Here is a 13,885-nt window from a genome sequence, read left to right as displayed (position 1 = left end):
GCCCCTCAGGCCGAGCGCGAGGGCTCGATCTCCCAGCGGCGCTGCGCAGCGAACACAGCATTCGGATACTGGGGCTGGCCGCGGCTGCCGTTGTAGCGGCCCAGCGCCATGTAGGCATCGCCGTTTTCGCGGTCCAGATAGTGGCGCAGGATCACGCAGCCAAAGCGCAGATTGGTCTGCATGTGGAACAGCTTGCCGATGTCGCCATCGCCGATCAGCCGCATCCAGAACGGCATGATCTGCATATAGCCGCGCGCACCCACGCTGGAGATGGCGAACTTGCGGAACGCGCTCTCCACCTGCACCAGCCCCATCACCAGCGAGACTTCCAGGCCGGCGCGCTTGGACTCGTACCAGACGGTTTGCAGGAACTCCAGCCGAGTCGCCAGTTCGGGCTTGCGCGAACGCAGGCGCTCGCTGCTGGCCGTGAGCCAGCGCAGGTAGTCCATGCGGGCCTCGGTAGAGGCAAAGCGCAGCTCGGGCGGAGCCGATCCCGTGACGGCCGAACTCAGCGCGGTGCGCACCGAATCGGCCAGCGGCTCTTCCAGCTGCCCGCCAGCCCAGGCTGGCGCGGCCACCGCGCCCAGCAACGGCGCAGCACCCAGCGAAGCCGCCAGGCGCAGGCAATCGCGGCGCGCTATCACGGGGGCCTGGCTCACAGACCCAGCCTCTGCTTGAGATGGCCCAGCACATCGGCAGCGGCCATCTTGGTCGCTTCCGTGTCGCGGCGATGCTGGTACTCAACCTGGCCTTCCTTCAGGCCGCGGTCGGACAGCACCACGCGGTGCGGCACGCCAATCAGTTCCCAGTCGGCAAACATGGCGCCCGGGCGTTCGCCGCGGTCATCCAGGATCACGTCCACGCCCAGTGCCAGCAACTCGGCATGCAGCTTCTCGGCGGCTTCCTTCACGGGCTCGCTGCGGTCCATGCCGATGGGGCAGACCACCACGGTGAAGGGTGCAATCGCGTCGGGCCAGATGATGCCGCGCTCGTCATGGTTCTGCTCGATGGCGGCAGCGGGCAGGCGCGTCACGCCAATGCCGTAGCAACCCATTTCAAACAGCGAGGGCTTACCGTTCTCCGCCAGGAAGGTGGCGTTCATGGCCTGGGAGTACTTGGTGCCCAGGTAGAACACATGGCCCACTTCAATGCCGCGCTCAATGGCCAGCTCGCCCGCGCCATCGGGGGACTTGTCGCCGGCCACCACATTGCGCAGGTCGGCCACGGCATCGGGCTCAGGCAGGTCACGGCCAAAGTTCACGCCGGTGATGTGGAAGTCGGCCTCGTTCGCGCCGCAGACCCAGTCGGCCATCACGGCCACCTCGCGGTCAACGACCAGCTTCACGGGCTTCTTCAGGCCGATGGGCCCCAGGTACCCGGGCTGGCAACCGAAGTGCTCCTCGATCTCGGCCACAGTGGCAAAGCGGAAGCCCACGTCCAGGCCAGGCACCTTGGCCACCTTGATCTCGTTCATCTCATGGTCGCCGCGCAGCAGCAGCAACCAGACCTGGCTTCCCGCCACATCGCCCTTGTCGTCGAGCTTGTCGGTGGCCAGCACCAGGGACTTCACCGTCTGCGACAGCGGCAGGCCCAGCTGGGCAGCCACGGATTCGCAGGTGCTGTTGCCCGGCGTTGCCACACGGGCCATGGCCTGGGCTGCAGCGGGACGGGGGCCTGCAGGCGCCAGGGCCTCGGCCTTCTCGATATTGGCGGCGTAGTCGCTGCTGGGGCAGTAGACGATGGCGTCTTCGCCCGTGGAGGCGATCACCTGGAATTCCTCGCTCAGATCACCGCCGATGGCGCCGCTGTCGGCACGCACGGCACGGTACTGCAGGCCGAAGCGATCGAAGATGCGCTTGTAGGCCGCGCGCATGGTCTGGTAGCTGATCTGGGCGGTGTCGCGGTCCTTGTCGAAGGAATAGGCGTCCTTCATGATGAACTCGCGGCCGCGCATCAGGCCAAAGCGCGGGCGGCGCTCATCGCGGAACTTGGTCTGGATCTGGTAGAAATTCTTGGGCAGCTGCTTGTAGCTCTTGAGCTCCTGGCGCGCAATGTCCGTCACCACCTCTTCGCTGGTGGGCTGGATCACGAAGTCACGGCCATGGCGGTCCTTGATGCGCAGCAGCTCGGGGCCCATCTTCTCGAAGCGGCCGGTCTCCTCCCACATCTCGGCAGGCTGGACCACGGGCATGGTCACTTCCACGGCACCGGCACGGTTCATTTCCTCGCGCACGATGGCCTCGACCTTGCGGATCACGCGCAGCCCCATGGGCATGTAGTTATAGATGCCTGCGCCCAGCTTCTTGATCAGGCCGGCCCGCGTCATGAGCTTGTGGCTGACCACTTCGGCATCGGCCGGAGCTTCCTTGAGGGTGGAGATGAAAAATTGGGAGGCTTTCATGGATCAGGGGCTTCGCGGGAATCGGGGCAGCGTGCTTGCCGCTGGCAAGGCACCGTGCATAATGGACACAATTCAGAAAATTGGGGTTCGATTATGCTTGACCGGGACGGATTTCGCCCGAACGTCGGCATCATCCTGCTCAACCAAAAGAACCAGGTGTTCTGGGGCAAGCGCATCCGCACCCACAGCTGGCAGTTTCCACAGGGCGGCATTGACCGGGGGGAGACACCCGAACAGGCCATGTTCCGGGAACTGCATGAGGAAGTGGGGTTGATGCCCAACCACGTTCGCGTGGTCGCCCGCACCCGGGACTGGTTGCGCTACGAGGTGCCAGACCGGTACATCCGCCGCGATGCGCGCGGACACTACAAAGGCCAGAAGCAGATCTGGTATTTGCTGCAACTCATGGGTCACGACTGGGATTTGAACCTGCGTGCTACGGACCACCCCGAATTCGACGCCTGGCGCTGGAACGACTACTGGGTGCCACTGGATGTGGTGGTGGAGTTCAAACGCGGCGTCTACGAGATGGCCCTGACCGAGCTGGCACGCTTTCTGCCACGGGGCGAGCAGCAGCGCAACCGCTATCTTCGCAGCGGCATGCGCCCCAGGGAAGCCCATGAAACAGGCCCCGAGACCTATGGCGCTCCAGGCTTGCATCCGGCGCGCTCAGGCAGCTTTCGCGTCAATCCCGGCATGGAGTTGCCGCCTGGAGCATGCTTCGATCCTGATCCACAGTCAGGGCAGCAGCAGGTCTTGCACCCCGATCCAGGCAAGGCCTGAAGCCAAAGGCTCCATGCAAAAGCGCACCCGAGGGTGCGCTTTTTCTTTGCCCCGATTGCGCAGGCATCAGTGCCCGGCAATCACCATGTTGTCGCGGTGCACCATCTCCGGGCCTGCGGAATAGCCCAGCAGGCGCTCGATCTCCACCGAGCTCTTACGACAAAGCAGGCGCGCCTCGGCACTTGCATAGTTGGCCAGACCACGCGCCACCTCGATGCCCAGCGCATCGCGCACGGCAATCACATCGCCGCGGGCGAATTCGCCATCCACATTCACCATGCCGATGGGCAGCAGGCTCTTGCCTTCGTCGCGCAGCTTGGCCACGGCGCCGGCATCCACGGACACGGAGCCGCGCAGCTGCAGATGGTCGGCAATCCACTGCTTGCGCGCCTGGTTCTTGTGGGTCTGCGCCACGAGCAGCGTGCCAATGGACTCGCCCGCAGCCAGACGCACCAGCACGTCCTGTTCGCGACCCCAGGCGATGACGGTTGAAGCACCCGACCCCGCCGCACGCTTGGCCGCGAGGATCTTGGTGATCATCCCACCCTTGCCGATGGACGAGCCCGCACCGCCCGCCATCTCCTCCAGTGCAGGATCGCCGGCATTTGCCACGTCGATGAAACGCGCATCGGGATTGCTGCGTGGATCGGCGCTGTAAAGGCCTCGCTGATCAGTCAGGATGACCAGGGCATCGGCTTCGATCAGGTTCGCCACCAAAGCACCCAGGGTGTCGTTGTCGCCGAACTTGATCTCATCGTTGACCACGGTGTCGTTCTCGTTGATCACCGGCACGATGCCCAGCTCCAGCAGCGTCAGCAAGGTGTTGCGCGCATTCAGATAGCGCTCGCGGTCCGCCAGGTCGGCATGCGTGAGCAGCACCTGGGCACTGCCCATGCCCTGCTCGCGCAGCTTGGACTCGTACATCTGTATCAGCCCCATCTGGCCCACGGCTGCAGCGGCCTGCAGCTCATGGATCTCCTTGGGCCGCGCGGCCCAGCCAAGGCGCTTCATGCCTTCAGCCACCGCGCCGCTGGAGACCATGATCACCTCGCGCCGCTGACCGCCATGGCTCTCATCCCCGCGCACCAGGGCCGCCAACTGGCGGCTCCACTCCTGGATGGCGGCTTCATCAAGACCGCGACCTTCATTGGTCACCAGGCTGGAGCCGACCTTGACCACGATGCGATGGGCATCACGCAACAAGTTGGAAGACATGGATGGATAGTGATTCTTGCAGCGCAGGCCCAGGCAGGCCGCGCCGCTGTTGTGATCAAGACGATGGGAGCAGCAGGCGGCTCTTACTCGGAATCGCGAGGGGCAAAACGCGGATCGGTGAGATCCACGCCATCACCCTCGACTTCGACGAAGCGCGGATCGATTTCCTTGGGCCCGGCCTCGATCTGCTGCTGCTCATGCACATGTTTGTAGATGGTGCGGATCAGCACTTCACAGCCTTCGCGCGTCAGGGCGGAAATCTCGAAGACCGGCCCCTTCCACTTGAAGCGCTTGACGAAGTCCTTGACGCGTGCAGCGCGCTCCTCGGCCGGCACCATGTCCAGCTTGTTGAGCACCAGCCAGCGCGGCTTGTTGTACAGCTCGGCATCGTACTTCTGCAGTTCGCCCACGATGGCCTTGGCCTGGGCCACAGGATCCACGCTGTCATCGAACGGCGCCAGGTCCACCACATGCAGCAGCAATCGGGTGCGCTGCAGATGGCGCAGGAACTGGTGACCCAGGCCCGCACCTTCCGAGGCGCCTTCGATCAGGCCAGGGATGTCGGCCACCACAAAGCTCTGCTCGGCAGCGACGCGCACCACCCCCAAATTGGGATGCAGCGTGGTGAACGGGTAGTCGGCAATCTTGGGACGCGCATTGGAGACCGCGGCAATGAAGGTGGACTTGCCCGCGTTGGGCATGCCCAACAGGCCCACGTCGGCCAGCACCTTGAGCTCCAGCTTGAGATTCTTGCGCTCGCCGGGCCAGCCCGGTGTCTTTTGCCGAGGCGCGCGGTTGATGGCGCTCTTGAAGCGCAGGTTGCCGTAGCCGCCGTCGCCACCCTTGGCAATGGTGACCACCTCACCGGCCGTCAGCAGCTCGTAGAGCACCTCGCCGGTTTCGGCATCGCTGATGATGGTGCCAACCGGCATGCGCAGCGTGATGTCGTTGCCCGCCGCACCAAACATGTCCGAGCCCTTGCCGTGCTCACCGCGCGTGGCATCGTGCCGGCGCGAGAAGCGGTAGTCCACCAGGGTATTGAGGTTGACATCGGCCACCGCGTAGACATGGCCGCCACGACCACCGTCTCCACCATCGGGACCGCCAAATTCCTTGTATTTTTCGTGCCGGAATGACACGCAGCCATTGCCGCCGTCACCGGCGGAAATGTCGATATAAGCTTCGTCGACGAACTTCATGAGGCATCCAGTTTACAAAAAGCAGTGTGCACCAGACAGCCCCAGGCCACACCTCAGAGACGGAAAAGAGGGCGAAGGCACGATGCACAACCCTCCTGAAACGACAAAGCCCCGACAGGTCGGGGCTTCGAGCGTCGAAGTGACAGGGCTTAGGCAGCCGTCACATTGACCGTGTGCTTGGACAGTGCACCCTTGACAGCAAACGACACGTGGCCGTCCACCAGAGCGTACAGGGTGTGGTCCTTGCCCACGCCGACATTGTCGCCGGGATGGAACTTGGTGCCACGTTGGCGCACGATGATCGAGCCGGCCGTGATCAGTTCACCACCGAAAGCCTTCACGCCGAGCATTTTGGGCTTGGAATCGCGCCCGTTTCGCGTAGAGCCGCCGCCTTTTTTCTGTGCCATGACTCAGCTCCTGAATTAAGCAGCGATCGCCACGATCTGCAGCTCTGTGAACTGCTGGCGATGGCCTTGGCGCTTCTGATAATGCTTACGACGGCGCATCTTGAAGATGTGCACTTTGTCGTGCTTGCCGTGAGCAACCACGGTTGCCTTGACAGACGCACCGGACACCAGAGGTGTGCCGACCTTGATTTCAGCGCCGTTGCCGACTGCCAGAACCTGATCGATCACAACTTCTTGGCCTACGTCCGCAGCAATCTGTTCTACCTTGATCTTTTCGCCGGCTGCAACGCGATACTGCTTGCCGCCGGTTTTTATGACTGCGTACATTTAAACCTCTTGAATTTGAGAGTTCCGCGAACGAATTTCCACGGAAGCCGGGGATTCTAGCACGCACTCACATTCTTTGCATGAAGCGCTTCCACCCCGCGCCCAAACAACCGCCAGGGCGGGCCGCAGGCGGGATCGCTCTTCCTATAATTGCCGATCCACTTGGCGGCCACAGTACCTTGACCACAGCTCTCTCCACCCCCAATCCGCTTGCCCTGATCACTGACGACATGCGCGAGGTGGATCATGTGATCGCCCAGCGCCTGACGACCACCGTCCCGCTGATTGCCCAGATCTCCCAGTACATCATCGCTGCCGGCGGCAAACGCCTTCGCCCGGCCCTGCTGCTCATGGTCTGCAATGCGCTGGGCTACGAAGGCAGGGACAGGCATGTCCTGGCGGCCGTGGTCGAGCTGATTCATACCGCCACCTTGCTGCACGACGACGTGGTGGACGAGTCCACCCTGCGCCGTGGCCGCCCGACGGCCAACGAGACCTTCGGCAATCCGGCCAGCGTGCTGGTCGGCGACTTCCTGCACTCGCGCTCCTTCCAGATGATGGTGGAAGTGGGCAGCATGCGTGTGCTCAAGATCCTCTCGGACGCCACCAACGTGATCGCCGAAGGCGAGGTGCAGCAGCTCATCAACACCCATGATGCCTCTCTGGACGAAGCCGGCTACCTGCACGTCATCCGCTCCAAGACCGCCCAGTTGTTCGAGGCCAGCGCCCAGCTGGGCGCCGTGCTGGCCGACGCACCCCGCGAGATCGAACAGGCCTGCGCCATCTATGGCCAGGCCCTGGGCACCGCCTTCCAGATCATTGACGACGTGCTCGACTACACAGGAGACACCCAGGAAATGGGCAAGAACCTGGGCGACGACCTGCGCGAAGGCAAGTGCACCCTGCCGCTGATTGCCGCCATGCAGCGCGGCACTCCGGAGCAGGCTGCCATCGTGCGCAACGCCATCGAGCAGGGCTCAACCGAGCAGTTGTCTGCCGTTGTGGATATCGTGCGCAGCACAGGCGCGCTGGATGTGGCACGCGAAGCCGCCCATGCCGAGGCACGCCGCGCCATTGACGCAATAAATGTGCTCCCGAGCAATTTGCATACGGCAAGTTTGCTACAATTAGCCTCTCAGCTTTTGGAGCGACGCACCTGATTTCAGGCTGCATTGCTTTGTCTAAAAAAGCAACGGGGTGTAGCTTAGCCTGGTAGAGCGCTACGTTCGGGACGTAGAGGCCGGAGGTTCGAATCCTCTCACCCCGACCATTTCTGGTCACTTCATCACCACGCCACCATTGAGCCAGGTTCAAGACCTGGGTGCGCAGCAGTGCGTCTGGCCTTTCAAGCCTTCAGGGATGATAGGATAAATGTCCTTTCCTCTCAAACGTCTTGCTACATGGCTGTTGCTGACTCCTCGCTCAAGAATGCTTCCGCTGTTGCATCGCTTCCCGGCATCGGGCGAGCCCTGATATCAGCAGGCAAGGTATCGCAGCAGGCAGCGGAAGCCGCCGCCAGCAAGGCCGGCGCCAACCGCACCTCGTTCATTGCCGAGTTGAGCAACGCGGGCATCCTCTCGGCCCTGGAAGTGGCCGAGACGGTCTCCACCATGTTCAGCGCGCCGCTGCTCGATCTTGATGCCGTCAACGCCGCGCGCCTGCCGCATGAGCTGCTGGACGCCAAGATCATCAGCTCCTATCGCGTCCTCCCCTTGAGCAAGCGCGGCAACCGCATCACGGTGGCCACGGCCGACCCGACACAGCAGGAAGCTGCAGAGCAGATCAAGTTCACCACCCAGCTAGGCGTGGATTGGATCATCGTCGAGGCCGACAAGCTGGAACGCCTGATAGCTCAGCAGAGCAAAAGCGCCAGCGAAGCCATGGAGAGCTACAGCGGGGGCGGCGATTTCGAGTTCGGCGACCTCAAGCCCGACGAGGTTGCCGAGGAGAAGGACAACACGGCGGCAACGGATGTCGAGGACGCGCCCATCGTCAAGTTCCTGCACAAAATGCTGCTCGACGCCTTCAACATGCGCGCGTCGGACCTGCATTTCGAGCCCTACGAACATCAGTATCGCGTGCGCTTCCGGATTGACGGCGAGTTGCGCGAGATCGCATCCCCCCCCATTGCGATCAAGGAGAAGCTGGCCTCGCGCATCAAGGTGATCTCGCGCATGGACATCTCGGAAAAGCGGGTTCCGCAAGACGGGCGCATGAAGCTCAAGGTGGGTCCGGACCGCGTCATCGACTTTCGCGTGAGCACCCTGCCCACGCTCTTCGGCGAGAAGATCGTGATCCGTATCCTTGACCCGAGCTCGGCCAAGATGGGCATTGATGCCCTGGGCTACGAACCCGAGGAAAAGGCTCGCCTGATCGAAGCCATCGGGCGCCCCTACGGAATGATTCTGGTGACAGGCCCCACGGGCTCGGGCAAGACGGTGTCGCTGTACACCTGCCTGAACATGCTGAACAAGGCCGGGGTGAACATCGCGACGGCAGAAGACCCCTCGGAAATCAACCTGCCCGGCGTCAACCAGGTCAACGTGAACGAAAAGGCAGGCCTCACCTTTGCGACGGCGCTCAAGGCCTTCCTGCGCCAGGATCCCGACATCATCATGGTCGGTGAAATCCGCGACCTGGAAACCGCCGACATCTCGATCAAGGCCGCGCAGACCGGTCACTTGGTGCTGTCCACGCTGCACACCAACGACGCACCGACCACGTTGACGCGCATGCGCAACATGGGCATTGCCCCCTTCAACATCGCATCGAGCGTGATCCTGATCACCGCCCAGCGGCTGGCCAGGCGCCTGTGCCCCCAGTGCAAGGAGCCTGCGGATATCCCGCGGGAGGCGCTGCTGGAGGCGGGCTATGACGAGGCGGACATCGATGGCAGCTGGGTCACCTACAAGCCCGTGGGCTGCCAGGCATGCAACAACGGCTACAAGGGACGCGTCGGCATCTACCAGGTGATGCCGATCAGCGAGGAAATCCAGCGCATCATCCTGCAGGACGGCAGCGCACTGGAGATCGCGGCACAGGCCAAGCGTGAAGGCGTGCGGTCTCTGCGCGGATCCGGACTGCACAAGGCCAGGCTAGGACTGACCTCGCTCGAAGAAGTGCTGGCAGTCACCAATGAGTAAATAGCGCGGACAGCGCAGACAACAAAAGAGGGAGCACGATGGCCACAGCCGCGTCCAAGGGAATCAAGGACTTTGTCTTCGAGTGGGAAGGCAAGGATCGCAACGGCAAGATCATTCGAGGCGAAACCCGGGCCGGAGGCATCAATCAGGTCCAGGCCATGCTGCGCCGCCAGGGCGTGCTCCCCAGCAAGATCAAGAAGCGCCGTACGCGCGGTGGCAAGAGGATCAAGCCCAAGGACATCGCACTGTTCACGCGCCAGATGGCCACGATGATGAAGGCCGGCGTTCCGCTGCTGCAGGCCTTCGACATCGTCGGGCGCGGCAACACCAACCCCAGTGTCACGCGCCTGCTGGCCGATATCCGCTCCGACGTGGAGACGGGCACGTCGCTGAATGCGGCCTATCGCAAGCACCCCATGTACTTCGATAGCCTCTACTGCAATCTGGTGGAGGCCGGGGAAGCGGCCGGTATCCTGGAGGCCCTGCTCGATCGGCTGGCCACCTATATGGAAAAAACCGAGGCCATCAAGTCCAAGATCAAGTCCGCCTTGATGTATCCGATTTCGGTGGTCGTCGTGGCTTTCGTCGTCGTGACCATCATCATGATCTTCGTGATTCCCGCCTTCAAGGAAGTGTTCACCTCCTTCGGCGCGGATCTGCCGGCACCGACGCTGTTCGTGATGGGTATCAGCGACATCTTTGTCCAATGGTGGTGGGTGATCTTCGGCGTGATCGGAGGCGGCTTCTACTTCTTCATGCAGGCCTGGAAGCGCAATGAGCGCATGCAGCAGTTCATGGATCGTGCAATGTTGAAGATGCCGGTCTTTGGCGTGCTGATCGAAAAGTCCTGCGTTGCACGCTGGACACGCACGCTGTCGACCATGTTTGCTGCAGGCGTTCCACTGGTCGAAGCACTGGATTCCGTCGGCGGCGCCTCCGGGAATGCCGTCTACGCCAATGCCACCGAGAAGATCCAGCAGGAAGTCTCCACCGGCACCAGCCTCACGGTGGCCATGACCAATGCCAACGTCTTTCCCTCCATGGTGCTGCAGATGTGCGCCATCGGCGAGGAATCCGGCTCCATCGACCACATGCTCGGCAAGGCGGCCGATTTCTACGAAGAGGAAGTCGATGACATGGTGGCCGGCCTGTCCAGCCTGATGGAACCCATCATCATCGTCTTCCTGGGCACCCTGATCGGCGGCATCGTGGTTTCGATGTATCTGCCCATCTTCAAGCTGGGTCAGGTGGTCTGATGGTTTTGGAACTCTGGATGCAGGCTGCATTGGGCGGCCTGCTGGGCCTGTTGGTTGGCAGCTTTCTCAACGTGGTGGTGCATAGGCTGCCCCGCATGATGGAACAGCAATGGAATGCGGAATGCGCCCAATGGGCGCAGGAGCAATCCGGCGCTGCGCCTGCCCCTGCCGAGGCCCCCCTGAGCCTGAGCCGCCCCCGTTCGCGCTGCCCGCATTGCGGCCATGCCATCCACTGGTACGAGAACATTCCCGTGCTCAGCTATCTGGCGCTGCGCGGCCGGTGCTCGGAATGCAAGGCATCGATCAGCATCCGCTACCCGCTGGTGGAACTGGCCTGCGCTGCGCTATTCGCCTACTGCGCGGCGCAATGGGGCATCACGCCCACAGGCGCTGCCTGGTGCCTTTTCAGCGCAGCCTTGCTAAGCCTGGCATTGATCGATTGGGATACCACACTGCTCCCCGACGACATCACCCTGCCCTTGCTGTGGGCCGGGCTGCTTTCATCTGCACTGCACTGGACCGCCGTGCCTCTGGCCGACGCGGTCTGGGGTGCTGCAGCGGGCTATCTCTCGCTGTGGCTGGTCTACTGGGCCTTCAAGCTGGCCACCGGCAAGGAAGGCATGGGCTACGGCGACTTCAAGCTGTTTGCCGCGCTGGGGGCCTGGTTCGGCTGGCAGGCTCTTGTGCCCATCATCCTGATCTCGTCCGTGATTGGCGCCATCGTGGGCATTGCGCTGAAGATCAACAGCCGCCTGCGCGAAGGTGGCTATGTTCCCTTTGGCCCCTTTCTTGCGGGCGCCGGCTTTGCCGCCATGGTGTTCGGACCCCAGCAGATGCTGCAATCCCTGTTGGCGGCCATCGGTCTTTGATCCGACACTGCGGCATGGAATCCAGCAACGCCCCGCCACCACGTCCGCACCCGCGTCCTTTCCGGCTGGGCCTGACCGGCGGCATCGGCAGCGGCAAGAGCACCGTGGCCGCACAGCTTGCCTTGCGCGGAGCAAGCATCATCGATGCCGACCAGATCTCGCGCAGCCTCACCGCCCCGGCAGGTGCCGCATTGCCCGAGATTGCGCGCAGCTTCGGGCCTGAACTGATCGATGCGAACGGTGCTCTGGACCGTGCGCGCATGCGCGAACTGGTCTTCCAGCAGCCTGCCGCACGCCAGCAGCTGGAAGCCATCATCCACCCCCTGGTGGCTCGGCAAACGGCCCTTGAAGTCCAGCAGGCCACCGATGCCGGATGCGCGCTCATCGTGCATGACATCCCTCTGCTTGTGGAGTCCGGCCGCTGGCCTGCCCTGCTCGATGCCGTGCTGGTCGTGGACTGCCGGACGGAAACACAGATCGCACGCGTCATGGCCCGCAACGGATTGCCCCGCGATGCCGTGCAAGCCATCATCGCCGCCCAGGCCACCCGCGCGGCAAGGCTGGCGGCAGCCGACTGGGTGATCTACAACGACGAAGCCATGACGATAGAGGCTTTGCACGCATGCACCGATCGAATCTCGGCATGGTTCGGGCTATGATGCACGCCATGGCTTGGCCTGTGCGTGTAATTCAGCATGTGCACGACGTAGACAGCTGATTCCTGAGCACCCCGAGGAGCCCAGCAAGCGTGATCCTGTACGAATATCCTTTCAATGAGCGCCTGAGGACCTACCTCAGGCTGGAGCAGCTGTATCGCCGCCTGGGCGAGCTGCTGTCGCGCGCTCATTCCATCGATCACCATTTCGCGCTGGTCACCATCTTCGAGATCATGGACGTGGCAGCACGCACCGACCTGAAGACGGACGTGCTCAAAGACCTCGAACGCCACAAAAGCCTGCTCGACAGCCTGCGCGGCAACCCCGATATCGCCGAGCACATGCTCGACCAGGTGTCCCGCCATGTGGAGCAGTGCTTTGCCCAACTCAATGCCCAGAACGGAAAGGCCGGCCAGTCCCTGACCGACAACGAATGGCTGATGGCCGTGCGCAGCCGCATCGGCATCCCTGGCGGCACCTGCGGTTTCGATTTGCCGGCCTATCACGCCTGGCAGTTCCATGACCCCCAGGTGCGACTGCGTGATCTGGAGGACTGGGCCAGCACACTGACCCCGCTGGGTCAGTCGCTGCAGCTGCTGCTCAAGATGCTGCGCGAAACCGGCGTGCCGCAATGGGTGGCAGCAGAAAAGGGCGTGTTCCAGCAGGCCATGCCGCCCGGTCGCAGCTTTCAGCTGCTGCGCCTTCGCATAGACCCTGCGTTGAATCTTGTTCCGGAAATCAGCGGCAACCGCCTGCTGGTTTCAGTGCGCCTGCTTCGCCCCGAGAGCGGCGCCAAACCCCAGCCTTGCAGCGAAGATGCCTCGTTCGAGGTCACGCTTTGCAGCTGATGGAAAAGACTGCCGGCATGTCCACGAAAGCCACACCCTCTGCCGATGCATCATCCGCAGGGCCCACGGTGCGCTGCCCGACCTGCAGCGGCCCCAGCCTGTTCGCGCCGGCCAACCGCTTTCGGCCCTTTTGCAGCGAGCGCTGCTACCAGATCGACCTGGGCGCCTGGGCCAACGAGGAATTCCGCGTGCCTGCGCCCATGCCTCCCGAGGATTCGCCCTTCGGCGATCCTCGCACTGAACCCTGAACAGGCCTGTTCAGACTTTCGGTTGGCCTGCCTCGTAGAAGCCGGCATCAAAAGGCAGCCCACGTTCCTCGCTGAGCCATTGCAGCACCGGATAGGCGCCAGGCAGCACCGGCTGCACCTGCAGCGGAAGTTGCTGCCAGGCCATCTGCTGGCCTTCTCGCATCTCGAACTCCCCGCTCCAACGCGTGATCTTGCACCAGTGCAGGCGCACCAGGGCATGCGGATAGTCATGCTCGGTCACCTTCCAGACGGGGGCTGCCGCGATCTCGACGCCCAGCTCTTCCTGAAGCTCGCGACGCAATGCCTGCTCCACGGTTTCGCCGGATTCGATCTTCCCGCCAGGGAACTCCCAATAGCCGGCATAGGGCTTGCCAGGCGGCCGGCTGGTGATCAGCAGCGCGCCATCGGACTCGCGCAGGAGCACGCCAACGGCGACTTCGGTGTGCTTGCGCTGGGCCGGCGCTTGAGACGGCGGTTGAGACTGGGCAGCATCGGCGCCGGCGTTCAGAGAGATTTCTTTTTCAGTCACTTGA

At 63.0% G+C, this 13,885-nt stretch carries 15 protein-coding genes and 1 tRNA gene; 9 read left to right on the top strand and 7 right to left on the bottom strand.

Annotated features, from left to right (window positions below; genetic code table 11):
- Positions 1-5: 5 nt before the first annotated feature.
- On the bottom strand, positions 6-659 hold the full coding sequence (locus JHD82_RS06665) for a lytic transglycosylase domain-containing protein (RefSeq protein WP_043782812.1): 654 nt from the start codon (positions 657-659) through the stop codon (positions 6-8).
- Positions 656-2,401 carry a proline--tRNA ligase gene (locus JHD82_RS06660; protein WP_199135784.1) on the bottom strand — a complete coding sequence of 582 codons (1,746 nt, stop codon included), beginning with the start codon at positions 2,399-2,401 and terminating at the stop codon, positions 656-658. The genes JHD82_RS06665 and JHD82_RS06660 overlap by 4 nt, the downstream gene beginning before the upstream one ends.
- Before the next feature lie 93 nt (positions 2,402-2,494).
- On the opposite strand from JHD82_RS06660, the gene JHD82_RS06655 reads away from it, so the two are divergent.
- On the top strand, positions 2,495-3,184 hold the full coding sequence (locus tag JHD82_RS06655) for an RNA pyrophosphohydrolase (protein ID WP_012207280.1): 690 nt from the start codon (positions 2,495-2,497) through the stop codon (positions 3,182-3,184).
- Between the two features lie 66 nt (positions 3,185-3,250).
- On the opposite strand, the gene proB is transcribed toward JHD82_RS06655, so the two are convergent.
- The 4 genes from proB to rplU form a co-directional block, all read right to left on the bottom strand.
- Complete coding sequence (gene proB, locus JHD82_RS06650) at positions 3,251-4,399, bottom strand: glutamate 5-kinase (protein WP_012207281.1); 1,149 nt, start codon at positions 4,397-4,399, stop codon at positions 3,251-3,253.
- Positions 4,400-4,482: 83 nt separating this feature from the next.
- On the bottom strand, positions 4,483-5,598 hold the full coding sequence (gene cgtA, locus JHD82_RS06645; protein WP_012207282.1) for an Obg family GTPase CgtA: 1,116 nt from the start codon (positions 5,596-5,598) through the stop codon (positions 4,483-4,485).
- A gap of 149 nt (positions 5,599-5,747) precedes the next feature.
- Positions 5,748-6,005: a 50S ribosomal protein L27 gene (gene rpmA, locus JHD82_RS06640; protein WP_012207283.1), complete on the bottom strand. Its 258-nt coding sequence runs from the start codon at positions 6,003-6,005 to the stop codon at positions 5,748-5,750.
- Positions 6,006-6,020: 15 nt separating this feature from the next.
- Positions 6,021-6,332 (bottom strand): 50S ribosomal protein L21, encoded by a 312-nt coding sequence (gene rplU / locus JHD82_RS06635; RefSeq protein WP_012207284.1) that lies wholly within the window; start codon positions 6,330-6,332, stop codon positions 6,021-6,023.
- Positions 6,333-6,562: 230 nt separating this feature from the next.
- Between rplU and JHD82_RS06630 the strand changes: the two genes are divergently transcribed.
- The 8 genes from JHD82_RS06630 to JHD82_RS06595 all read left to right on the top strand — a co-directional run bounded on the left by JHD82_RS06630 (position 6,563) and on the right by JHD82_RS06595 (position 13,352).
- Positions 6,563-7,492, top strand: coding sequence for a polyprenyl synthetase family protein (locus tag JHD82_RS06630; protein WP_034396917.1), 930 nt, complete (start codon positions 6,563-6,565; stop codon positions 7,490-7,492).
- A 33-nt stretch (positions 7,493-7,525) separates the two neighbouring features.
- A tRNA-Pro gene (locus tag JHD82_RS06625) sits at positions 7,526-7,602 on the top strand.
- Between the two features lie 130 nt (positions 7,603-7,732).
- Complete coding sequence (gene pilB, locus JHD82_RS06620) at positions 7,733-9,475, top strand: type IV-A pilus assembly ATPase PilB (protein ID WP_199135783.1); 1,743 nt, start codon at positions 7,733-7,735, stop codon at positions 9,473-9,475.
- A gap of 38 nt (positions 9,476-9,513) precedes the next feature.
- Entirely contained in the window at positions 9,514-10,731 is a 1,218-nt protein-coding gene (locus JHD82_RS06615; RefSeq protein ID WP_199135782.1) for a type II secretion system F family protein, read from the top strand.
- A complete protein-coding gene (locus tag JHD82_RS06610; RefSeq protein WP_199135781.1) occupies positions 10,731-11,600 on the top strand; it encodes an A24 family peptidase in 870 nt (289 codons plus the stop codon). Before JHD82_RS06615 ends, JHD82_RS06610 begins: the two co-directional genes overlap by 1 nt.
- 14 nt (positions 11,601-11,614) lie before the next feature.
- Positions 11,615-12,259, top strand: coding sequence for a dephospho-CoA kinase (coaE, locus tag JHD82_RS06605; protein WP_180318881.1), 645 nt, complete (start codon positions 11,615-11,617; stop codon positions 12,257-12,259).
- An 89-nt stretch (positions 12,260-12,348) separates the two neighbouring features.
- A complete protein-coding gene (gene zapD / locus JHD82_RS06600; protein ID WP_012207290.1) occupies positions 12,349-13,104 on the top strand; it encodes a cell division protein ZapD in 756 nt (251 codons plus the stop codon).
- Positions 13,104-13,352, top strand: a complete 249-nt coding sequence (locus JHD82_RS06595; protein ID WP_197955214.1) for a DNA gyrase inhibitor YacG — start codon at positions 13,104-13,106, stop codon at positions 13,350-13,352. The genes zapD and JHD82_RS06595 overlap by 1 nt, the downstream gene beginning before the upstream one ends.
- Positions 13,353-13,362: 10 nt before the next feature.
- Here JHD82_RS06595 and JHD82_RS06590 read toward each other — a convergent pair whose 3' ends face one another.
- A complete protein-coding gene (locus JHD82_RS06590) occupies positions 13,363-13,881 on the bottom strand; it encodes a (deoxy)nucleoside triphosphate pyrophosphohydrolase (RefSeq protein ID WP_012207292.1) in 519 nt (172 codons plus the stop codon).
- Positions 13,882-13,885: the final 4 nt, after the last annotated feature.

The organism is Delftia sp. ASV31, assembly GCF_016428765.1.
In the GTDB taxonomy this organism is placed as follows: domain Bacteria; phylum Pseudomonadota; class Gammaproteobacteria; order Burkholderiales; family Burkholderiaceae_C; genus Comamonas; species Comamonas acidovorans.
Note: the sequence above shows the minus strand (reverse complement) of the source record. Positions and strands in the feature narration are given on the sequence as shown.

Bases quoted from the DNA above. Each gene is read 5' to 3' on its own strand.
- JHD82_RS06660 (WP_199135784.1), bottom strand. From the start codon at position 2,401: ATGAAAGCCTCCCAATTTTTCATCTCCACCCTCAAGGAAGCTCCGGCC.
- JHD82_RS06655 (WP_012207280.1), top strand. From the start codon at position 2,495: ATGCTTGACCGGGACGGATTTCGCCCGAACGTCGGCATCATCCTGCTC.
- proB (WP_012207281.1), bottom strand. From the start codon at position 4,399: ATGTCTTCCAACTTGTTGCGTGATGCCCATCGCATCGTGGTCAAGGTC.
- cgtA (WP_012207282.1), bottom strand. From the start codon at position 5,598: ATGAAGTTCGTCGACGAAGCTTATATCGACATTTCCGCCGGTGACGGC.
- rpmA (WP_012207283.1), bottom strand. From the start codon at position 6,005: ATGGCACAGAAAAAAGGCGGCGGCTCTACGCGAAACGGGCGCGATTCC.
- rplU (WP_012207284.1), bottom strand. From the start codon at position 6,332: ATGTACGCAGTCATAAAAACCGGCGGCAAGCAGTATCGCGTTGCAGCC.
- JHD82_RS06630 (WP_034396917.1), top strand. From the start codon at position 6,563: ATGCGCGAGGTGGATCATGTGATCGCCCAGCGCCTGACGACCACCGTC.
- pilB (WP_199135783.1), top strand. From the start codon at position 7,733: ATGGCTGTTGCTGACTCCTCGCTCAAGAATGCTTCCGCTGTTGCATCG.
- JHD82_RS06615 (WP_199135782.1), top strand. From the start codon at position 9,514: ATGGCCACAGCCGCGTCCAAGGGAATCAAGGACTTTGTCTTCGAGTGG.
- JHD82_RS06610 (WP_199135781.1), top strand. From the start codon at position 10,731: ATGGTTTTGGAACTCTGGATGCAGGCTGCATTGGGCGGCCTGCTGGGC.
- coaE (WP_180318881.1), top strand. From the start codon at position 11,615: ATGGAATCCAGCAACGCCCCGCCACCACGTCCGCACCCGCGTCCTTTC.
- JHD82_RS06595 (WP_197955214.1), top strand. From the start codon at position 13,104: ATGGAAAAGACTGCCGGCATGTCCACGAAAGCCACACCCTCTGCCGAT.